The following is a 21,764-nucleotide window of genomic DNA, read 5'->3' on the forward strand; positions in this document are numbered from 1 at the left end:
GTAATGACCCGCGGTTCCACCTCGATTGGCCGCCAAAGCAACCCTCTTAAAGTAAATAGCTCCAGGTTGCCGTTTCATGCCAATACGGGCTTCCACTATCCCCGTTCGCTCAAGGTGGCATTACTTATTGACCTATCTCCGCCTATTGATTTCTGTATTAGTGTAGCACGCTTCCACATTCTCTGCAATCCATATTGCCATTCTCATTCCATATAGCCTGTTATTTTCATTTTTATAGTGAAATCAAAGCCGTGTTGATTTCCGTTCCGAGCGTACGCTTTCCGTGGGGCGTGCGGTGAGCCTCCTCGTCGCCAAAACCGTGCGCCTGCGGTGTCTCACCTGACACGCTGATCCCACAGGAGTCGCCGCTCTGCACTTCAATCAACAAAAAGCACCTTGTAAATAAAAAATGCATTGACCATAAGAAAAAAAATAGTAGAAATTTGTTTATTACCAATCAATGGAACTTGTCATTCTTTTAAAACGTTTAAGTATTAGGTCTGTTGTTGTTCAACTAAAGGGGCAGTTTAGTTGAATAAGGAATGATTGTAACTGAACAGGATAAACTAAACCTAAATATAATTTAGGATGATGAAATTGGATAAAAGTAAACCTCTCCTATTGGTTTTGGTTCTATTTGGTGTATTCATTTACGGGTTGTATGTTGGAACAGTAAATGCAAAACGGAACGATACTCCTAAATCTTTTGAGGAATTATTTCCTGAAATAGGGTACAAATCGGTGGCTGCTGCAGTAAACGATTTTGAACATCATTTGAACCAGGATCTTAAATTACCGACAAGAGTACCCCCAATTAGCTTTACTCATTACTTTGGTAGGTTTAGTAATCTGGATGGCGAGATAAACGATACGTTGGAAGTCAAATTCATAAGTGACCAATTACCTGACCATCATTTCAAAATCGATGTTCGACCTATACAGCATAAAATTACAATTGGAAAATATAAATCAAAAGTCTTTAAGATGAAAAATGGAACTACTGCAACATATATTGACGACCTGAAATTTGGTTTTAATATGTTAGTCTTCGAAAGAGATAATTGGCAATATATGTTTAGTGTTGATGCAGATGTATCTGATAAAGTAACCCCTGAAATACTCGTTCAGATAGCAAATTCTATTGATTCCTAATTCAACTAACGGGTGCGTTAGCATAACAATACCCGGAAGGACCTTTTCTATACTAATGAGATATCCAACATATTCTATAAAATAAAATAGCCTATTATAAAATATTCCCATTGATTGAAGTGCAGATTGGCGACTCCTGCGAACGTCGTTACGAAGAACGACGTTTGCGAGCACAAGCGTAGCGTTGCGAGCAGGATATAGGATGCCTTAATTTCTGCAAAATACGCAGAAATACGGCAAATCGAACCCTTTGCTGTTCGATTGGCTGAAGCCGTGCCCGCGGAAAGCGTCCAATCGGAACGGAAATCAATGTTTTTGTTGTAGGCTCTAAATCTTACAATCCACCCACAAATATATTATACAGGTCGTTCATGCAGACTACTATGACGGAAAGGAAGGCATCCGGTTAGGAATTATGAATGGAAAATGCTATACTTAGCAAGGATATATTATCGAACGATTAGGGCGGTGATTCATATGGAATTGAATAAGCGCCAGAATGAAATCCTTGAAATTGTCAAAATGGATGGTCCTATAACTGGTGAACAGATTGCTGAAAGGTTGAGTCTGGCAAGAGCCACTATAAGACCCGACTTGGCAATACTGACAATGGCAGGCTATTTGGATGCAAGGCCACGTGTCGGCTACTTCTATTCAGGGAAAAAACCAGCCCAATCCATTGCTGACGACATGAATAGCATGAAGGTCGGTGATTTTCAGTCCATACCTGTAGTTGTCAATGAAAATGTGACTGTTTACGACGCTATTTGTCAAATGTTCCTAGATGATGTTGGTACGTTGTTTGTCGTAGATAAATCCTCTTATCTGTCAGGGGTTCTATCACGCAAAGATCTTTTGCGGACGAGTCTTGGCAAAAGCGAACTGGATAAAATGCCGGTACATGTCATTATGACAAGGATGCCGAATATTACATATTGCAAGAAACAGGACTCCCTTATTCAAGCGGCAAAAAAAATGATTGAACAACAAATCGATTCTCTCCCTGTCGTTACCATCAAAGAGGAAGGACTGGAAGTGGCGGGAAGAATCACAAAGACGAATATTACCCGTGCATTCCTTTCGCTGGCTGAAGACCATGAACTATAAGCGGTTGCCTTCTGAGCAAAAAGAAAGAGGAGTGATACAATGAGAAAGTTGACATTGTTCATCGTTTCCGATTCTGTCGGTGAGACAGCGGATTTAGTTGCCAAGGCAGCGGCTAGCCAATTCAGACAGGATCTTGAAACAGTATCGACAAAACGTTTTTCGCATGTCGAAGATGAAACCCAATTGCGGGAAATTGCCTATTTGGCAAAACGGCAAAATGCAATTATTATCTATACACTTGTAAAGAGCTGCATGCGGAAGAAATTGAAAGAGGAATGCCAAATCAATGGATTGCAATGCATCGATCTGCTAGGGCCGATCGTCAAAGAAATCGGCACATCCCTTGATGAAAAACCTTTCGAGGAACCGGGGCTTGTCCGCCAGTTGGATGATGATTATTTCAAAAAAATTGAAGCGATCGAATTTGCCGTAAAGTATGACGATGGCCGGGATCCTCGAGGCGTCTTGAAGGCGGACATTGTTTTAGTTGGCGTCTCACGTACATCGAAAACGCCTCTATCACAATATCTCGCTCACAGGCGATACAAAGTGGCGAACGTACCGCTTGTCCCGGAAGTTGATCCTCCAGAAGAATTATATAATATAGATCCTAAGAAATGCTTTGGCTTGGTTATTTCTCCAAGCGTGCTAAATTCTATCAGGAAAGAAAGATTGATAGCGCTAGGCTTGAAGGATGACGCAAATTATGCGAGAATCGAACGCATCAAACAAGAATTGGAGCATTTTGAGAAAGTGGTCTCAAAAATCGGCTGTACCGTCATTGATGTTTCAAACAGGGCTGTCGAAGAGACGGCTAACCTGATCTTAACCGAAGTTGCCAATCGCAATTCATAATATACGCAAAAGAAGGACCACCCAGTAATAAATGGTTGGTTCTTCTTTTGCGGATTGTGTACAATAGTATATTGTCACTACACTATAATCATATTTCTTAAAAAAAGATTAGATAATGAAATAATTTTGTCGAATAAGAAGGATTTATGAATACTGTCTCGAATTCAAGTATGTGAGAAGAGAATGGTGATAGGATGAATAAAATTCCAGAGGAGACAATCGAAGAGATTCGATCCAAGACGGATATCGTCGATCTTGTCGGCGAATATGTCCAATTGACGAAACGGGGCAGGAACTGGTTCGGCTTATGTCCTTTCCATGGGGAGAACACCCCTTCTTTTTCCGTCTCAGAGGAAAAGCAAATATTTCATTGCTTCGGTTGCGGTGCTGGAGGAAATGCAATTACGTTCATCATGGATATTGAAAACAGTCCTTTTACAGAAGCTATCTCCAAGCTGGCCGGGCGGGCAGGTATAGAGCTAGCAGTCACCTTCAATGAAGCGTCCAGAAGCGGAAGGTCAAATGAACACCAACAGATGATTGAGGCCCATACACTTGCAGCCAACTTCTATAGTCATTTGTTACTGAATACTGTGGAGGGTGAAAAAGCATTACATTATTTGGAGCAAAGAGGGTTTTCCCGTGAACATATCGAAAAGTATGGTATAGGGTGGTCGCTTGACGATCGGGAAGTGCTCACTCAACTGCTAGTACGCAAAAAGTTTGATATGAAGGAGATGGAGCTTGCGGGACTTTGTATTATGAAAAATGATGGAACTGGGTATTTTGATAGGTTCCGCGGACGTATTATGTTTCCACTACATGACGATAATGGAAATGTAGTTGCTTTCTCTGGGAGGACATTATCCGATTCCAAAGAGGAAGCTAAATACTTGAACAGCCCGGAAACGCCAATTTTCGAGAAAAGTCAATTGCTCTATAATTTTCACAACGCACGTCTTAATGTCCGTAAAACGGGTAAAGTAATACTGTTCGAAGGTTTTATGGATACGATTGCCGCTGAACGTGCGGGAATCATGAATAGTGTTGCAGTTATGGGTACATCCTTGTCTGACACCCACCTGACCAAAATGAAACGCATTGCTAACCAGTTGATCATTTGCTGTGATGGCGACAATGCAGGATGGGATGCAGCGAAACGTTTTGCTGTCCTTTCCACTCAAAAAGGAATGGATGCGAAAATTGCTTTATTACCGGGAAAAATGGACCCAGATGAATATATTTCAAAATTTGGCGGTGAATCGTTCGCTGATAAGGTGATTGGAAATCCACACTCGTATATGTCATTTATAATGGCTTATTATAAAAGATCCAAAAATCTATCTCATGAAAACGATGTATTGCAATATATCCATGAAGTTTTGGAAGAGCTTGCCCCGAAAATTTCACCGGTTGAACGGGATTTAATGATCAGGCAATTGACTGCGGAGACGGGAGTTTCCCCGAGCGCACTCAACGAACAACTGATGAAGAAGGTCGGTAAGCAGGCAAAGCAGCAGAAAGCTATGCAACCGGAAGGACAAGCCATACCAATGGCAGTTACCAACCGGAAGATGTCGGGCATCGACCGGGCTGAAAGACTTCTGTTATGCCATCTATTGAATGACGGTAATCTATTCGACAGAATTCGGGATGACCACCAGGAACTATTCCTCCGGGAGAATTATGCTGCGATTTTCATAAGGCTTGCAGGCTTTTATGAAAAGCACGGCATGCCCGATTTTCACAGATTCGCGGAGTCGTTGGAGGATCGGGAGCTGCGCAAGGTTGTCATGGATGCAGCGATGCTTGAAAGAGATCCCGACTTTGCTGAACAAGAAATAGAAGATTGCATCCAACATCTCAAAAGGCAGCGGCTTATCAGACGCATTGAAGAGATGATGCACGAATCAAAAGAAGCGGAAAAAATGAACGATCATACCCGGGCACTGGAGCTGGCCAGGGAAATTATACAGCTCCGGAAATCATTATCGGCAATGTAAGCCGGATTCCGGTGAATTAAGGAGGAACGGGTATTATGACTAAAGAGCAATCTGGAGAAATGGAGCACGAAATGACATTAGATGAAGTGAAAGCTGGTTTATTGGAAGCAGGGAAAAAAGCAGGGGAATTGACCCTTGAAGATGTAACGGAGAAATTATCCGTATTTGAGATGGAGCCTGAACAGTTCGAAGAGTTCCTTGACCAGATTGAAGCCGCGGGCATCGAGATGGAACGCAAGGATGAAGAGGAAACGAGTGCCAAGGAAGAAGAACAATTCGACTTGAATGATCTGAGCGTCCCACCTGGCGTAAAAATCAATGACCCTGTGCGCATGTATTTGAAAGAAATCGGTCGTGTCGATTTGCTGACCGGAAATGAAGAAGTGAAATTGGCAATCGGCATCAAAGAAGGCGTGGAAGCGGAAGAGAAACTCGCCGAAATGAAAAAGCCAGACCCTGCACTTTTGGAGCTCGTCGAGAAAGGCGAAAATGCTAAGAAGAAGCTTGCGGAAGCCAACCTCCGCCTAGTTGTCAGCATCGCCAAGAGATATGTCGGCCGAGGAATGCTGTTCCTTGATTTGATTCAAGAAGGTAATATGGGTCTAATCAAAGCGGTTGAGAAGTTCGACCATACGAAGGGGTTCAAATTCAGTACGTATGCGACATGGTGGATCCGCCAGGCGATAACACGAGCAATAGCTGATCAGGCTCGTACCATTCGTATTCCGGTGCACATGGTCGAGACGATTAATAAATTGATTCGCGTTCAGCGTCAATTGCTTCAAGATCTAGGTCGCGAACCGTCTCCTGAGGAAATTGGAGAGGAGATGGACCTGACTGCAGAAAAAGTACGTGAAATCCTAAAAATTGCACAAGAGCCAGTTTCGCTTGAAACGCCGATAGGGGAAGAGGACGATTCCCACTTAGGGGATTTCATCGAAGACTCGGAAGCGCAATCACCCTCCGATCACGCTGCCTATGAATTATTGAAAGAACAATTGGAAGACGTTCTGGATACGCTCACTGACCGTGAAGAAAACGTATTGCGTCTACGTTTCGGTTTGGATGATGGCAGGACAAGAACGTTGGAAGAAGTAGGGAAAGTCTTTGGTGTGACCCGCGAACGGATTCGTCAAATCGAAGCGAAAGCATTACGGAAGCTTAGACACCCATCTAGAAGCAAAAGGCTAAAGGACTTTTTAGAATGATCATCCGCATCGGCATGCACTATGCCGATGCCTTTTAAGTTTATAGAGAATGATGACTAGGGGCGAAACAGGATGAATGCTCAGCGTAAAAAAATCATTATGGCTGAAATTAATTATTGGAAACAGAATAAACTGCTGCCGGAACAGTACTGCGATTTTCTACTAACGCTCTATACGCAAGGGGATCACGAACAGGAAATAAGTGCGACGGATGCTGTGTTGTCAAAAGAAAAAAAGAAGTTTAACACCCGTGTAATCTTACTCCAGTTCCTATACATAGTTATCGCATTCGCGGTACTTGGCATATCCCTCAAATTATGGTCACTTTTCTTTGCGGGGCAGATGATGCTATTGGTCGGATTTTTAATCATGAACTGCTTATTGTGGCTGTTAGCTGGTAGACTATTAAAATTGCTTTATTTTACAATTTCAGGGGCTGCTGGGTTGATTTTGATTGTAGCTTTTATAGTTAAGACTGTATTCTAGCTTCCTTTTGAAAGAATGATTTTGAAAATGACGACCATTTCGGTATAATCAAAATGTAAGCGTTCACAACAAGGGGGATGAAGTAAATGAATTTTGATTTGACAGATGAGCAACAAATGATCAAGAAAATGATGAGGGAATTTTCCGATGAGGTAGTTGCGCCGGGAGCAATCGAGCGGGACAGGACAAAGGAGTTTCCAATCGAGATATTCAAACAGCTTTCCCAAATGGGGATGATGGGGTTGCCATTCCCGGAAGAGTATGGGGGAGCAGGCGCAGATGCGACAAGTTTCGCAATCGTAACTGAGGAGCTAAGCCGTGGCTGTGCCTCCACAGGCATTACATACTCGGCACATATTTCTTTAGGAGGCGCACCAATTCATCTATTCGGAACCGAGGAGCAGAAAAGGAAATATTTGATGCCAATATGTACTGGGGATTCATTTGGTGCTTTCGGACTCACGGAACCGAATGCGGGTTCTGACGCAGGGGGGACGCAGACGACAGCGAAAGAAGATGGCGATCATTTTGTGATCAATGGATCAAAAGTATATATTACAAATGCAAGCTATGCTAAACATTTGGCGCTTACTGCAATTACAGCTAACGAAAATGGCAAAAAGGAAATCAGTGCCGTTATCGTACCTACCGATGCAGAGGGGTTTACGATTATTGACAACTATGAAAAGATGGGCTTGCATGCTTCCAACACGACGGAATTAGTATTCGACAATGTCAGAGTTCCTAAAGAAAACCTTCTTGGCAAGCGTGGTGATGGCTTTAGACAATTTCTTGTCACATTGGACGGCGGTAGGATTGGAATCGGTGCGATGGCGGTAGGGATTGCGCAAGCGGCTTTTGATCGAGCGTTGAAGTACTCGAAAGAGCGCAAGCAGTTCGGCAAGACGTTATCTGAATTTCAGATTACTCAATTCAAGTTGGCTGATATGGCGATGAAAATCGAATTAGCTCGAAATATGGTTTACAAGGCGGCTTGGTTGAAAGACCAGGGACGTCCATTTACGAAAGAAGCTGCTATGTGCAAGCTGTATGCTTCAGAAATTGCGATGGAAGTCGCTGATCAGGCAATTCAAATTCACGGAGGCTATGGGTACATGAAGGAATACGAAGTCGAACGATATTTGAGAGATGCAAAATTGCTCGAAATCGGAGAAGGAACCTCTGAAGTTCAACGAATGGTCATTGCAAGACAAATTGGATGCTTATAAGAAAAGTTTGTCCAAATTGTCACAAACCGTTAATTGTACGGGGATAACTCTTTCAGTTTTCATCAGTATACAGTACAATATGAGGTGTGCACTGTATACTTTTACAGAATAATTCCTGGTGAAGGAGGGTAATTCGATGAAAAACAATCCTGTAGTGCCTTATATCCTGATTTTCGCGCTAGGATTAGGACTTATTTTCTTCATGTCCTTATATGGCATCGAGCAGAAGAAAGAAATCGCTGCATCGAATGAGGAAGGTAAAACTGAAGAAACGACTGATGATGCAGCTGCATCCGAAGATTTTGATCCTGAAGGCTTCGCTCAAGGGAAATGTATCGGCTGTCACGGTGGTGACTTAGCTGGCGGCGCTGTTGGACCAACTCTTCATGGTCTGTCAGAATCCAAAGAAGAAATTCATGCCATCATTAAGAATGGTGAAGGTCAAATGCCAGCATTCGGCGGACAAATTTCCGACGAGCAAATCGACCAATTGTCAGAGTATATCCTATCATTAAAATAAGAACCGGAAGCCATCGGTAGCGTTATCTACACGCACCGATGGCTTTTTCAATTCTGGAAAAGAAGCGGAGAATCCCTTACAATAAGGGTATTGGAAAGGCGGGGATCTATTGAATTCCGAAAAATTATCAATGCGGCTCACTGCAGTAGCTTCGTTTGTTGAACAGGATGCCACTCTCGCGGACATTGGGAGCGATCATGCTTATTTGCCTTGCTATTTAGTGAAGGCAGGACAAATCTCTAAAGCGATTGCAGGAGAGGTCGTAAAAGGACCTTATGAGTCAGCAATAAAAAACGTACAAAAGAAGGGGCTTACGGAAGCAATCACGGTCAGAATGGCGAACGGATTGGAAGCCATTCATGATAGTGATGGGGTAGATACGGTTACGATCGCTGGAATGGGCGGGCCTTTGATTGCTTCCATTTTAAGAGATGGGGCCGAAAAGCTTTACAGTGTCAAGCGGATCATCACTCAACCGAATATTCATTCACTGTCAATCCGTGAGTGGGCTGTACAAAGTGGGTGGAAAATTGTCGAAGAGCAGATTTTAAAGGAAGATCATAAAATCTATGAAATCATCGTGCTTGAAAAGGGACAAGCGGAGTACAGCGAGCTTGAAATGATGGTCGGCCCATATTTGCTCGAAGAAAAATCGGAGATCTTTATTGAAAAATGGAAGCGGGAGTCGGATGAATGGAAGCGAATCCTAGCCTCCTTGGAAACCGCGGGAGTTACGGTTGAAATCAATAAAAAAAGGGAACAACTGCGTGAGAAAATTGAGCTGTTAGGAGGAGTTTTGACAAATTGAAAAAAGTGAATGGACATGAGATTATAACCCTATTTGAACATTGGGCGCCAAAACGCTTTGCAGAAGATTGGGATCCAGTAGGTTTGCATATAGGACAGTTGAATCGCACTGTCGATAGGGTCATTATCACATTGGATGTCAATGAAGCAGTCGTAGACGAAGCGATTGAAAAAGGGGCGAATCTAATCATAGCGCATCATCCACCTATTTTTAGCCCAATGAAACATATTTGGACAGACACGCCACAAGGAAGACTTATTGAAAAATGCATCAAAAATGACATATCCGTCTATGCTGCGCACACCAATCTGGATGTCGCTCCCGGAGGTGTAAATGATTTGCTTGCATCCCGCTTAGGGTTGGAAGACATCGAAGTGATGGAGCCGACAATTTCCGATCCGCTTTATAAATTGGCGGTCTTTTGCCCGGTCGAGCATGCGGATAAACTACGGGAAGTGTTGGCGCTTTCCGGTGCAGGGGCAATCGGGGATTATGCCGGATGCAGTTTCACTTCTACCGGAGTCGGGAGGTTCACGCCAGCTGCCGGCGCCGACCCATTTATCGGTGAAGTCGGGCAAACGGAAGAGGTTGCTGAAGAACGCATCGAAGTCGTGCTGCCAGGTCCTCTTCGGTCGAAAGTCTTAAAAGCAATGCTGGCGGCTCATCCATATGAAGAGCCTGCTTATGATTTTTTTGTTCTTGATCAAAGGACACAGGAGTTTGGGCTCGGCAGGGTTGGTAAATTACCTGAAACTATGGCACTTAATGAGTTTGCGAAATTCGTCAAAGAGGCACTTGACGTTCCTACCGTAAGGATTGTCGGCGACCTATCAAAGCCCATCCGTAAGATTGCTGTCCTTGGGGGGAGTGGCAGTAAATATATTAGGGCGGCGAAGCGTAAAGGGGCAGATGTATTCGTTACAGGTGATATGGATTTTCATAGTGCCCAAGATGCGGAATTGATCGACCTTGCGATTGTGGATCCGGGTCATCATGTGGAGAAGGTGATGATTGAAGGAGTAGCCAAGCATATGGAGCAAGCATGCCGGGAAAAGGGATACGATGTTTCCTTCATCAAATCAGAAGTAGACACTGAACCGTTCAGATTCGTGTAATAAGTAAAGGCTGTTCCGCGTCGGCAACGACGGCGGAACAGCCCTTTCATTTCTGTTATTCTGTAACTGCGTATGGCTCAATCCGTTTAACCGGCTCTGGGTTCTTGATTTTCGGCAAAATCCGGTCCAACTTGAATTTGCGTTCCGGTGAATGTGTCGAAGGATCTTCCGGATCGAAGCTCTCCAAGAAACCGATCACTTCACGGACAATCAACGTCGGCGTGGACGCGCCTGCAGTCACTGCGACCGTTTCTACGCCTTGCAGCCAATCAATATTAATCTCTGATACATCCGAGATTCTGTAGGATGGCGTATTGGCTATTTCAACAGACACTTGTGTCAAGCGGTTGGAGTTGTTGCTTTTTGGATCTCCAACAACAATCAGCAGATCTGCTTCACCAGCCTGTTCTGCTACCGCCTCTTGTCTTACTTGAGTGGCAAGGCAGATTTCCTGGTGCACTTCTATATGAGGGAATTTCTCTTTCAATGCATCCATGATATGTGCTACATCCCACTGGCTCATTGTTGTCTGATTTGTGACAAGAAGCTTTTCATTTTCAAGCTCTAGACCATTGACGTCATCTAGCGTTTCAATCAGATGAACTGCATGCGGCGCTACACCGATCGCTCCTTCAGGCTCGGGATGGTACTTTTTCCCGATATAGATGATATCATAACCTTCAGCAGTCTTCTCTTCAATCAGGTCGTGAGTGACAGTCACATCCGGGCAAGTGGCATCGATGGAGACAAGGCCTTTACGTCGGGCCAATTCCCTTACTTCCGGTGATACACCGTGGGCTGTGAAAATGACAGTCCCGGTTTCCACCTTTTCTAGGATCTCCAACCGGTTCTCCCCGTCCAAAGTGATAATACCATCTTCCTCAAATGCGTCTGTGACATGTTTATTATGGACAATCATGCCTAATATATATATAGGTCTCGGCAACGTTTTGTCGAGTGCTGCATTTCTTGCTATGACCATTGCATCGACAACCCCGTAACAATAGCCGCGCGGGGAAATCTTCTTAACTTTCATTCACTCCACACTCCTCTAAAGGGATCTGTATCCATTATAGCGGAGTCAGGCGCACGTTTCAAAATTATAATTTGGGCGGCTGAAAGATTCGAGGATTGGAGACGCCGGCTTGAGCACTTTGCGCTGCCGCCGACGCTGCACCAGCAGCAGTGTCTGCTGCGCCTCCAGCGGACGGGAGAGACTGGAAGCCTTTATATAATCTCCACATCGCGGGCAGGTTCTGGAACATCGGTGCAATCTGCTGAACGAGTGGCGCATATTGTTGGGCGGTATTTAAAAATCGGTTGGCTGTTTGCATGTACATTTCCATTTTGGATGTATTTTGGAATGGACCTGGCATGGACTGGCCGTACGGATTTCCCATCGGAGACCCCTGAAAAGGTTGTCTCGGCGTTTGGGTAAAGGTTGGCTGTTGCTGTGGACCGCGAAATGGCTGCCTCATAGCGAACGGCGAGTTTTGCGCACGCGCGAATGGATAGAAGGATTCGTACCTCATGGATAACCCCTTTCATTTGGTCATTGTGAACTTTCACAATCTATACTATGCGAAAATCACATACTGCGGAACGGAATCATGCTACAATAAGAATACGTTAGGAGGCATATGAATGTCTAAATTCACTGATTATCAATTCAAACCTTTCCTTCGGGAAGCAATTGCCAAGTTGGGGTTTGATCAACCGACACCGATACAGAAAGAAATGATTCCCTTAATCCTTAAAGGCACCAATGCAATCGGACAAGCCCATACAGGTACAGGGAAGTCACACAGCTTCCTTATCCCGATTGTCGAGCGTCTCGATGAAGGGAAGGAAGAGTTGCAAGCGGTCATTACCGCACCGACGAGGGAACTTGCCTTGCAGCTATATGATGAATTGAATAAAATGATCGAAAATACTACGATTCGAAGCTCGCTTTTGATTGGTGGCACGGATAAACAACGCTCCATCGACAAGCTGAAATCGAATCCCCACATTATTGTCGGAACGCCCGGAAGAATCCGTGACCTTGCGGAAGAAGGGGCTTTGGCAATCCATACGGCATCCATGTTGGTCATCGATGAAGCTGATTTGGCTTTTGACATGGGGTTCATTGAGGATATTGACAAATTCGCTTCCAAAATGCCAACGAACTTGGAAATGTACGTATTTTCAGCTACAATTCCAGAAAAACTTAAACCTTTCTTGGCAAAATATATGGATAATCCCGTTCATGTCCAATTGGGAAGTAAAAAGCCATTGACGGAAGGGATGAAATATTCGCTAGTTCCTGTCCGGAGCATGGACCGCAAGAAAAAACTATTGCATGTTTTGGAAGCAATCAATCCATACTTGGCAATCGTCTTCACGAATACAAGGCAAAATGCCGACGAGGTTGCGGGGTACCTAGCCACACACGGTATAAAAGCGGGGAGGATCCATGGTGATCTGACGCCCCGTGAACGTACCCGGGTGATGAAGCAGATCAGGGATCTTGAGTATCAATATATCGTCGCGACAGATCTTGCTGCACGAGGAATTGACATCCCGGGAGTGAGCCACGTAGTCAACTATGAACTTCCGGACGATTTGGAGTTCTTCATCCACCGGGTGGGCAGGACCGCCCGTGCAGGCCTTACAGGAATCGCCATTACGATGTACGAGCCTTCCGAGGACGATAAGATTGTGCAAATTGAAAAAATGGGAATTCCATTCATCCATGAAGACGTGAAAAACGGAGAATGGATTGAAGTCAAGGAGCGCAATGCCCGGAAGAAGCGTGTCAAGGAAACGGATGAACTTGATCGTAAAGCTGCATCGTTTGTTCGGAAACCATCGAAGGTTAAGCCGGGTTATAAAAAGAAAATGGCAAAAGATATAGAGAAATTCAAGAAGAGGGAAAGGAGATTGAAACGAAAAAATGACAAATGATCAACCATTGCTCTTAGGGTCACATGTTTCGATGAGCGGCAAGAAGATGCTGCTAGGTTCTAGTGAAGAGGCGTTGGGTTACGGCGCAACGACTTTCATGATTTATACAGGTGCTCCGCAAAACACACGTAGGAAGCCAATCGAAGAACTGAATATTGAAGCCGGACTGCTGCACATGAAAGAGAATGGCTTATCCAATATCGTTGTACATGCTCCTTATATTATCAATATAGGGAATACGACCAAACCTGAGACGTTCAGGTTAGGCGTCGATTTTTTACAATCGGAAATCCAAAGGACGGCGGCTCTCGGGGCCGATCAGATTGTTTTGCATCCGGGGGCTCACGTAGGGGCTGGTGCGAATAAAGGAATCGCTAAAATCATTGAAGGGTTGAATGAGGTTCTGTCGGAAGATTCAACAGTCCGCATTGCACTTGAAACGATGGCAGGGAAGGGCAGCGAATGTGGCAGGAACTTCGATGAAATTGCACAGATAATAGACGGCGTCCAGAACAATGAGCGGCTTTCTGTTTGTTTTGACACTTGTCACGTCCACGATGCGGGCTACGATATCGTCAATGATTTCGATGGCGTCTTGAATGAATTTGACAAGACCATTGGGATAGACAGGATTTCAGTCATCCATGTCAATGACAGCAAGAACGAGCGCGGGGCTATGAAAGACCGGCATGAGAATATCGGTCATGGCTACATCGGTTTTGATGCGCTCAGCTATATCGTGCACCACCCAGATTTCTTATCAATCCCTAAAATTCTTGAAACACCATTCGTAGGGAACGATGCGAAAAACAAAAAGGCACCTTATCAATATGAAATTGAAATGTTGAAAGCAAAAACTTTCCTTGCTGATCAAAGGGAACTATTGCTGGTATGATGAAAACCCCGCCAAAGGTATTCTGTTGGCGGGATGTTTTTTGTGTTTTATATCCTATCTAAATACTGACGGAATAATTCCTCTCCTTTTTTATCCCCGACAGCATACTTCACTTTTGCGATAAAGCTTTCCGGAATGCCGGTAAAAAGCCAGTGAAATGAAATCTCATCAAGCAAAGGTCGTAACGCTCTAATTTCTTTAATCGATAAATCGATGCCATATGCATCTGCCAGCGACTTTGCTTCTTCATCACTTTTCCTCTTTATCTCATTCAGCATTTGCATGTAATCCAATTTACACCATTCCTTCTTAATTAGTTGTGTCCGACCGACTGTTCCTATATACTTCTACTAGTAATCGTAATCGTTACTGTTTACACTTTTTTAGCAGAAAGGGATTTTACTATATGACTAACACGATAATTGAATGTAATGATGTCAATTTTCGATATGAGCACTCTACCGTTCTCGAAAATATTTCATTGGACGTGAAAGAAGGGGAGTTCTGGGCACTTATTGGTCCAAACGGCTCCGGAAAATCTACACTGATCAATATTATTTTAGGATTATTGAAAGCAGATCAAGGGACCGTGAAGCTATTCGGCCAGAACGTGGATTCCTTCAAGCAGCGGGAACGTATCGGATATGTCTCGCAAAAATCGAATTCATTCAATTCAGGGTTTCCGGCCACAGTACTTGAAGTAGTGAAAAGTGGTCTCACTCGTAAGGTCGGATTATTTAAAAGCTTTTCGAAACACGATGAACAAAAAGCATTGGACTCATTGCGAATCGTTAAAATGGAGGACTTCGCCTCTAAAAACATCGGCGAATTATCCGGCGGACAGCAGCAACGCGTATTCATAGCACGTGCGTTGGTAGGCGAACCGGATCTTTTGATCATGGATGAACCTACCGTAGGAATCGATCAGAAAAACGTAGCTTCGTTCTATTCTATGCTTAATGAATTGAACGGTGAACATGGCATTGCAATCCTGCTTGTCACACATGAAATCGACCTCGTCACCGAATTGGCAACACATGTGGCTTGTTTGAATCGATCAATCCACTTCCATGGGATGCAATCGGATTACAAGAAGATGAATGATACAGATATTTCATTATGGTACGGTCACCCTGTGCGGCGCGTCCATCAAGAACAGAAGGGGATATGACCATGATTAGTGCTTTATTCACTTATGAATTTCTTCAAAATGCATTTTTATCCGGACTGATCATCGGAGTTATAGCGCCGTTGCTTGGTCTGTTCATCGTTGTGAGGAGGCTTGCACTCATCGCAGATGCATTAAGCCACGTGGCGTTGGCTGGAATCGCGGGGAGCCTCTTTTTGAGTCAGTCGGTGCTCATGTTTTCCGCGTTGAATCCGGTGTATTTAGGGATGGCTAGTGCCGTAGGAGGATCATTATTAATTGAAAAGCTGAGAGGTGCGTATAAGCATTTTGAGGAGCTGGCGATTCCGATCATTCTTTCGACGGGTATCGGCTTCGGAGCGATTTTCATTTCCTTGGCAAAAGGGTTCGGCTCTGACCTTGTTGGCTATTTATTCGGTTCAGTTTCAGCCGTGAGCCGGCAGGATTTATGGGTCATCATAATTATTGCGGTTGTCGTCCTGGCATTTATCCGGTTTTTCTACAAAGAATTGTTCGCCTTGTCATTCGATAAGGAATATGCAAAAGTGTCCGGTATCAATGGAAAGTTCATTCAAATCGTTTTCATGGTCATTGTAGCACTAGTGATTGGTGCCTCTATGCGGATCGTCGGAATTTTGCTGGTATCTTCATTAATGACGATACCAGTTGCTGCGGCGATACAGCTCGCCAAAAGCTTTAAGGGGGCAATGCTGTATTCTATCGTCATCGGTGAGCTGTCTGTCATAATCGGACTTTTTGCTGCGTTTCATCTTGATATTGCTCCGGGGGGAACAATTGTTATCACATCCATCGTCATTTTACTGCTCGTTCTTGGCTGGACTAAAATGAAAGGGAAGCAGCCTTCAAAGAAAGCGAAGGGGGAATTTGCATGACACTTGATGAAGCATGGCGCATTTTACAGGAGCGTCAATTCAAGAGGACGAAGAACCGTGAGACGATTTTGGAGTTCTTTTCCGATAATGATCGGTATATGACTGCGATGGAAGTTCGTAATTTCATGGCGGTTGAAAATCCGGGGATTAGTTTCGATACGATTTACCGCAATTTGTCGACTTTTTCAGAGCTTGGTATTTTGGAAGAGACTGAGCTGAATGGTGAGAGGCATTTCAGGATGCAGTGCGATCATGGCGTCCACCATCATCATTTCATTTGCACGGCATGCGGAAAGACGCAGAACATCGCACACTGCCCAATGGAGTCGATCTCGGTCAATCTCCAAGGCTTTGAAGTCGAAGGCCATAAATTCGAGATCTACGGAAAATGTCCAGTTTGTGTGGAATAATGAATATTAATTGATTTTGATAAGGGATTTCCGCTTCAGGTGTACGCTTTCTTCCCTGTAAAGTGTTTTACTAATTTTTTTGCTGCTTGAACACCACTGACTGGTATTGACCCCTTTCTTCAATTATGAAACGTATTCCGATTAGATCTTAACTACGTTAAAGGGACTACTATTGATACAAAGGGAGCAATTAGTTGATTGGAGCGGAAGGCGGCGACTCCTGGGGGATTAGCGGGACAGGTGAGACCCCGCAGTGGAGCGAAGCGACCGAGGAGGCTCACCGCCCGCCCCCCGGAAAGCGTCCGCCTGGAGCGCAAATCAACCGTACATACATTATTATTAATAAAAAAGGGGTTGTCACAGAAAGTCAGTTTTCACTGACTTTCTGGACAGCCCCTTTCAATTCACTTTTTCTTCAATTGGGAATAGCTTTTTGATCCACTGGTCGGCTTCTTGCCAGTTCTTCACTCGTATAACGCCTTCCGGAATCGGTTCACGGTTATACGGAGTGTCGAAAAGGAGGACTGGGATGTTCAATTCCTCATGTATGTCGACTGCATTATCATGCTTATCCTCGAAGAACGCGTCGACATTGAACTTTTTCGCCGTCTCGACCTTATGATGGCTACCGATCAGCTCGATATGATCATAAGGAATTTCTTCCCGTTCGAACCAACCGAGCGTACACTCCGCAACGTTTATTCCTCGTGCAGAAATATAATAAAGCTCGTAATGCTCCCGCCATTCGGATAGGATCTTCTTTGCATATTCCTGCGCAGGAGAAGTGTCGTATATCGTCACTTCCGCTTGACGGTACCACTCATAAAACTCCTTCACGTCAACAGGGAAGGCTTTCGTCAAATCGTACTCTTTAATATCATCTAAAATCAGGTTGCATCCAAATTGTGCATTGATATGTGGTAGAAGGGAAGTAGGACATGTAACGGTCCCGTCAATATCAATACCGAAGCGGATTTTTCTCATTCAATCGCTCCACTTTGAAGAAGCAATTCCTCTTGACGCTTCTTTTCGAAATACTCTTCAGCAAGTTTATCGATTTCCATCTTCAATTCTTCGACCATCGTTTCCTCAGGCACTTTCCGGACAGTTTTCCCCTTCATGAAGAGCAATCCTTCCCCGCGTGCACCTGCAATCCCGATATCCGCTTCACGCGCTTCCCCTGGACCGTTCACTGCACAGCCTAATACAGCGACTTTCAGCGGCGCTTTAATAGTGGAGATGTACTCCTCTACTTCATTCGCAATTGAAATCAAGTCAATCTCGATGCGGCCGCAAGTGGGACAAGAGATAAGAGTTGCAGCGTTAGAAGATAGAGCGAAAACTTTCAATAGTTCTCGTGCCACCTTTATTTCCTGTACAGGATCAGCACTCAATGAAACACGGAGCGTATTTCCAATTCCGGCTGAAAGCAACGTACCAAGTCCCGCAGCGCTCTTAATGGATCCCGCGAACAATGTCCCGGACTCTGTAATTCCTAGGTGAAGCGGGTAATCGAATGCGGCTGCCGCTTTCGTATACGCTTCTACTGCCAAGTTAACGTCTGAAGCTTTCAATGAAACGATAATATCGTGGAAATCAAGATCTTCTAGAATTTTAATATGATGTAAAGCACTTTCGACCATGCCGTCTGCAGTCGGGTAGCCGTACTTTTTCAGTATATGTTTTTCAAGTGAACCGGCGTTTACACCGATTCTAATTGGGATGCCTTTTGCTTTGGCCGCTTTCACGACTGCTTCCACTTTTTCCTGACGGCCGATATTGCCCGGGTTGATCCGGATTTTATCCGCACCTTGCTCAATTGCAATCAATGCGAGCTTGTAGTCGAAATGGATATCGACTACGAGAGGGATATTAATCCGTTTTTTTATCTCGCCGATGGAATAAGCTGCTCTTTCGTCAGGACACGCCACACGGACAACTTGACAGCCCGCTTCCTCTAGACGCAAGATCTCTTCCACGGTTGCGTCGATATCATGTGTTTTTGTTGTTGTCATACTTTGGATGAATAGTTCGTCGCTGCCGCCAATCGTCAAATTGCCGACTCGCACAGGACGAGTTTTAGATCTGTGTATTATTTCACTCATGGATATATTCTCTCCTTAAAAAAACTCATAACTAATTTCTATTTTAGCAATCAATAGGATGAAAAGACAAGGGACACCGCTTGAAACATCTTCAATTGCAGTTATCTTGCCCCGTTTTCGAAAGTGGAAGCTGCACGGAAAGACCCCCGATAAGCTCTTGGTTTCGAAGATGAGGATTAAGGGAATAAAAAACTGATAATCTATCAACGAAAGTCGTTTCCGGGTCCGGGTACATGGAAAAAAGGGATTCGATCGTATCGCCTTGTATAGTCGTGACATGAATGGTTTTCACAGTCGTAGTCTCTGCACAAGGCTGTTCATTTCCGAAAAACGATGCTAGTGGGATTGTCCCATCCCCCAAGTCGATCCGGATGATGTGAAAGGTTATAAAAAGAATTACAGCTACGAATAAAGTGCGCATGAACATTCCCCCTCCCCACACAATATGCGGGGATTTGGAAAGTATTCATTTTACCGCTTTTGGATAATACTTGAGAGCAATGCTCAAGTAACCGATATGGATCAAGGACGAGAAAAGAATGCTGAAGGTTTCATGAAATTGAAAGAAATCGAGAAAAATCGTTACCAATAATGGTGCGGTGATTGCAATGGCAGTCGTCCGCCAAATAAAACGGTACTCGACGCGCCTTCCCATCGCTTTGCCAATCCATATGCCGATTGCAGCAAAGATGCTGATTCTGACAAATACGTAAAATGTTGCAATGACAAATTGGGAAACAAAGGCCATCGGGTATATGAGTACGCCTATCGTTTGGCTATACTCCGTCAATTCAGGGGTTGCCTCGAACAAGTCGGCATCTCCAAGTGAGAAGCGTGTGAATGAGATCAAGGTCATCAATAGGATGAATAGGAAAGCATAGCGGATCACCCGCCCGATTGGTAGCAACCGGAACGCCGCGAGTTTTTTCGGTTCATGGAACGCTGCCAGAAATAATTGATTGAACTTCAAAAACGGAACCTCCTTTACTTACTGTTAGTCTAACATGTCTTGTTCTTAGAAGTACGAATACCAAATTCGACAGAATGATGACTTTTTCTACAAGTATTGTTAAGGGAATGTAAAGATTTGTCCTCTCCTATTTACAATCCATTAACAAAGTCAACATAATAGGGATGCTAATATATAACGCATGATGGAGGTAGACGATTTAATGGAAGTGAATTGGCAGGAAGTGATTTTTCAATTTATAGGAGGTCTTGGGATCTTCCTATTCGCCATAAAGTATATGGGGGACGGTCTTCAGAAAGCCGCAGGGGATAGATTGCGGAGCATTTTGGATAGATTCACGACGAATCCTTTTATGGGTGTGCTAGTCGGAATTATCGTGACGGTGCTTATCCAGTCTAGCTCAGGTACGACAGTTATTACGGTCGGTTTGGTCAGTGCAGGATTTATGACCCTTCGACAGGCGATCGGTGTCATTATGGGTGCGAATATCGGTACGACGATTACAGCATTCATTATTGGTCTGGACGTAGGGGCCTATGCATTGCCGATTATGGCACTCGGTGCAATTCTTATCTTCTTCTTTAAAAAGAACTCCATCAAGAACGTTGGAGAGGTCGTTTTTGGCTTCGGGGGCCTTTTCCTTGGACTGGAATTGATGAGTGCCGGTATGAAGCCGCTCAGGACGCTTTCCGCCTTCTCCGACTTTACAGTTTCGATGGCTGATCATCCAGTACTTGGTGTTGTAGCGGGAACAGTTTTTACGCTTATCGTCCAAAGTTCCAGCGCAACAGTTGGGATATTGCAAGGTTTGTATGCAGAGAACCTTGTTTCGCTTCAAGCCGCATTGCCGATTCTGTTCGGAGATAATATCGGAACGACAATTACGGCAGTTCTGGCGTCGATCGGTGCATCCGTTGCTGCGAGAAGAGCTGCGGCGGCACATGTCCTTTTCAATGTTGTCGGTACAGTCGTATTCATGATTCTATTATATCCGTTTACAATGTACGTAGAATGGATTTCGGGACTTTTGGCTTTGGAAAGTAAAATGCAGATTGCATTCGCACACGGTACTTTCAACGTGTTGAATACCGTTATTCAATTTCCTTTAATTGGTGCCTGGGCATTGTTCGTGACGAAGATCATTCCGGGCAAAGACGTTACAATTGAGTATAGACCAAAGCATTTGGATCCGAATTTCATTAACCAATCTCCGTCAGTCGCAATTGGACAAGCAAAAGAGGAGATTATCAGGATGGGAGATTTCGCAGTTCAGGGAATGGAAGAGACGTACGAGTACTTGAAGACAAGCAATAAGAGACATGCTGAAACGGCATATCAGATTGAAGACGCCATCAATAACCTTGACCGGAAAATCACGGATTATCTTGTGGATATTTCCGCAGTCAATATTTCACCGGTCGAGTCCGCAAGACACGTCATGTTGATGGATACGGTTCGAGATATCGAACGGATCGGGGATCATTTCGAAAACATTATCGAGTTGATTGATTACCGTGAAGTGAACCGTGTGAAATTGACTGAGGAAGCGATGGATGATTTGACAGAAATGTTCACGCTGACAATTGCGACTGTCGATAAGGCTGTACGTTCCCTTGATATGAATGATATTGAATTAGCGCGGGAAGTTGCCGAGCAAGAAGCCTTGATCGACAAGATGGAACGTAAATTCCGTAAAAATCATATTGTGCGACTCAATGAGGGGCATTGCTCTGCTCAGTCGGGAATGGTCTTTGTCGATATCGTATCCAATCTTGAACGTATCGGAGATCATGCAGTAAATATCGCTGAAGCCATTTTAGGCAAACGGGTGTAAGGTGAAACTTCAATCAGTGGTTCCTTCACTGATTGTTAGTTGAACCAATCGGGCTTTTACTGGCTGTTGATCCCTGCTCAG

General features: G+C 44.3%; 23 protein-coding genes. 16 read left to right on the forward strand and 7 right to left on the reverse strand.

Annotation, left to right across the window (positions count from 1 at the left end):
* Nucleotides 1–591 precede the first annotated feature (591 nt).
* The 10 genes from M3152_RS06555 (at nucleotide 592) to M3152_RS06600 (ending at nucleotide 10,483) form a co-directional block, all read left to right on the forward strand.
* Nucleotides 592–1,152, forward strand: a complete 561-nt coding sequence (locus M3152_RS06555; RefSeq protein ID WP_435371928.1) for a hypothetical protein — start codon at nucleotides 592–594, stop codon at nucleotides 1,150–1,152.
* A gap of 477 nt (nucleotides 1,153–1,629) precedes the next feature.
* The gene (locus M3152_RS06560) at nucleotides 1,630–2,259 is read left to right on the forward strand and encodes a helix-turn-helix transcriptional regulator (protein ID WP_285846962.1); all 630 of its coding nucleotides are present in this window, start codon (nucleotides 1,630–1,632) and stop codon (nucleotides 2,257–2,259) included.
* A 39-nt stretch (nucleotides 2,260–2,298) separates the two neighbouring features.
* Nucleotides 2,299–3,114, forward strand: coding sequence for a pyruvate, water dikinase regulatory protein (locus M3152_RS06565; RefSeq protein WP_251694382.1), 816 nt, complete (start codon nucleotides 2,299–2,301; stop codon nucleotides 3,112–3,114).
* 194 nt (nucleotides 3,115–3,308) lie between these two features.
* Nucleotides 3,309–5,117 (forward strand): DNA primase, encoded by a 1,809-nt coding sequence (dnaG, locus tag M3152_RS06570; RefSeq protein WP_251694383.1) that lies wholly within the window; start codon nucleotides 3,309–3,311, stop codon nucleotides 5,115–5,117.
* A 35-nt stretch (nucleotides 5,118–5,152) separates the two neighbouring features.
* The gene (gene rpoD, locus M3152_RS06575; protein ID WP_251694384.1) at nucleotides 5,153–6,325 is read left to right on the forward strand and encodes an RNA polymerase sigma factor RpoD; all 1,173 of its coding nucleotides are present in this window, start codon (nucleotides 5,153–5,155) and stop codon (nucleotides 6,323–6,325) included.
* A gap of 72 nt (nucleotides 6,326–6,397) precedes the next feature.
* Entirely contained in the window at nucleotides 6,398–6,811 is a 414-nt protein-coding gene (locus M3152_RS06580) for a hypothetical protein (RefSeq protein ID WP_251694385.1), read from the forward strand.
* A gap of 86 nt (nucleotides 6,812–6,897) precedes the next feature.
* Nucleotides 6,898–8,040, forward strand: coding sequence for an acyl-CoA dehydrogenase (locus tag M3152_RS06585; RefSeq protein ID WP_251694386.1), 1,143 nt, complete (start codon nucleotides 6,898–6,900; stop codon nucleotides 8,038–8,040).
* 136 nt (nucleotides 8,041–8,176) lie between these two features.
* A complete protein-coding gene (cccA, locus tag M3152_RS06590) occupies nucleotides 8,177–8,560 on the forward strand; it encodes a cytochrome c550 (protein ID WP_251694387.1) in 384 nt (127 codons plus the stop codon).
* 109 nt (nucleotides 8,561–8,669) lie between these two features.
* The gene (locus M3152_RS06595; RefSeq protein ID WP_251694388.1) at nucleotides 8,670–9,368 is read left to right on the forward strand and encodes a tRNA (adenine(22)-N(1))-methyltransferase; all 699 of its coding nucleotides are present in this window, start codon (nucleotides 8,670–8,672) and stop codon (nucleotides 9,366–9,368) included.
* A complete protein-coding gene (locus M3152_RS06600) occupies nucleotides 9,365–10,483 on the forward strand; it encodes a Nif3-like dinuclear metal center hexameric protein (RefSeq protein ID WP_251694389.1) in 1,119 nt (372 codons plus the stop codon). The genes M3152_RS06595 and M3152_RS06600 overlap by 4 nt, the downstream gene beginning before the upstream one ends.
* Nucleotides 10,484–10,538: 55 nt before the next feature.
* Here M3152_RS06600 and M3152_RS06605 read toward each other — a convergent pair whose 3' ends face one another.
* Together M3152_RS06605 and M3152_RS06610 are read right to left on the reverse strand one after the other, a co-directional pair.
* Entirely contained in the window at nucleotides 10,539–11,519 is a 981-nt protein-coding gene (locus M3152_RS06605) for a 4-hydroxy-3-methylbut-2-enyl diphosphate reductase (protein ID WP_251694390.1), read from the reverse strand.
* Between the two features lie 64 nt (nucleotides 11,520–11,583).
* Nucleotides 11,584–12,015 (reverse strand): YqfQ family protein, encoded by a 432-nt coding sequence (locus M3152_RS06610; protein WP_251694391.1) that lies wholly within the window; start codon nucleotides 12,013–12,015, stop codon nucleotides 11,584–11,586.
* Nucleotides 12,016–12,127: 112 nt separating this feature from the next.
* On the opposite strand from M3152_RS06610, the gene M3152_RS06615 reads away from it, so the two are divergent.
* Both M3152_RS06615 and M3152_RS06620 read left to right on the forward strand, forming a co-directional pair.
* Complete coding sequence (locus M3152_RS06615) at nucleotides 12,128–13,429, forward strand: DEAD/DEAH box helicase (protein WP_251694392.1); 1,302 nt, start codon at nucleotides 12,128–12,130, stop codon at nucleotides 13,427–13,429.
* A gap of 7 nt (nucleotides 13,430–13,436) precedes the next feature.
* On the forward strand, nucleotides 13,437–14,324 hold the full coding sequence (locus M3152_RS06620; RefSeq protein WP_251695262.1) for a deoxyribonuclease IV: 888 nt from the start codon (nucleotides 13,437–13,439) through the stop codon (nucleotides 14,322–14,324).
* Between the two features lie 47 nt (nucleotides 14,325–14,371).
* Here the strand turns inward: M3152_RS06620 and M3152_RS06625 are convergent, their stop codons facing one another.
* The gene (locus M3152_RS06625; RefSeq protein ID WP_410055847.1) at nucleotides 14,372–14,617 is read right to left on the reverse strand and encodes a hypothetical protein; all 246 of its coding nucleotides are present in this window, start codon (nucleotides 14,615–14,617) and stop codon (nucleotides 14,372–14,374) included.
* 113 nt (nucleotides 14,618–14,730) lie between these two features.
* Here M3152_RS06625 and M3152_RS06630 point away from each other — a divergent pair, with 113 nt between their 5' ends.
* From M3152_RS06630 to M3152_RS06640, 3 genes are read left to right on the forward strand one after another with little or no spacing between them, the layout of a single operon-like run.
* Complete coding sequence (locus M3152_RS06630) at nucleotides 14,731–15,495, forward strand: metal ABC transporter ATP-binding protein (protein WP_251694393.1); 765 nt, start codon at nucleotides 14,731–14,733, stop codon at nucleotides 15,493–15,495.
* 2 nt (nucleotides 15,496–15,497) lie between these two features.
* Entirely contained in the window at nucleotides 15,498–16,364 is an 867-nt protein-coding gene (locus tag M3152_RS06635; protein ID WP_251694394.1) for a metal ABC transporter permease, read from the forward strand.
* Nucleotides 16,361–16,774 (forward strand): Fur family transcriptional regulator, encoded by a 414-nt coding sequence (locus M3152_RS06640; RefSeq protein WP_251694395.1) that lies wholly within the window; start codon nucleotides 16,361–16,363, stop codon nucleotides 16,772–16,774. Before M3152_RS06635 ends, M3152_RS06640 begins: the two co-directional genes overlap by 4 nt.
* Before the next feature lie 399 nt (nucleotides 16,775–17,173).
* On the opposite strand, the gene M3152_RS06645 is transcribed toward M3152_RS06640, so the two are convergent.
* The 4 genes from M3152_RS06645 to M3152_RS06660 all read right to left on the reverse strand — a co-directional run bounded on the left by M3152_RS06645 (nucleotide 17,174) and on the right by M3152_RS06660 (nucleotide 19,849).
* Nucleotides 17,174–17,758 (reverse strand): 5' nucleotidase, NT5C type, encoded by a 585-nt coding sequence (locus tag M3152_RS06645; protein ID WP_251694396.1) that lies wholly within the window; start codon nucleotides 17,756–17,758, stop codon nucleotides 17,174–17,176.
* The gene (ispG, locus tag M3152_RS06650) at nucleotides 17,755–18,879 is read right to left on the reverse strand and encodes a flavodoxin-dependent (E)-4-hydroxy-3-methylbut-2-enyl-diphosphate synthase (protein WP_285846967.1); all 1,125 of its coding nucleotides are present in this window, start codon (nucleotides 18,877–18,879) and stop codon (nucleotides 17,755–17,757) included. Before ispG ends, M3152_RS06645 begins: the two co-directional genes overlap by 4 nt.
* Nucleotides 18,880–18,970: 91 nt before the next feature.
* Complete coding sequence (locus M3152_RS06655; RefSeq protein ID WP_251694397.1) at nucleotides 18,971–19,300, reverse strand: hypothetical protein; 330 nt, start codon at nucleotides 19,298–19,300, stop codon at nucleotides 18,971–18,973.
* A gap of 45 nt (nucleotides 19,301–19,345) precedes the next feature.
* The gene (locus tag M3152_RS06660) at nucleotides 19,346–19,849 is read right to left on the reverse strand and encodes a DUF1189 family protein (protein WP_251694398.1); all 504 of its coding nucleotides are present in this window, start codon (nucleotides 19,847–19,849) and stop codon (nucleotides 19,346–19,348) included.
* A gap of 202 nt (nucleotides 19,850–20,051) precedes the next feature.
* Between M3152_RS06660 and M3152_RS06665 the strand changes: the two genes are divergently transcribed.
* Nucleotides 20,052–21,683 carry a Na/Pi cotransporter family protein gene (locus M3152_RS06665; protein WP_251694399.1) on the forward strand — a complete coding sequence of 544 codons (1,632 nt, stop codon included), beginning with the start codon at nucleotides 20,052–20,054 and terminating at the stop codon, nucleotides 21,681–21,683.
* Nucleotides 21,684–21,764: the final 81 nt, after the last annotated feature.

The sequence above is a fragment of the Sporosarcina luteola genome (genome assembly GCF_023715245.1).
Taxonomy (GTDB): domain Bacteria; phylum Bacillota; class Bacilli; order Bacillales_A; family Planococcaceae; genus Sporosarcina; species Sporosarcina luteola_C.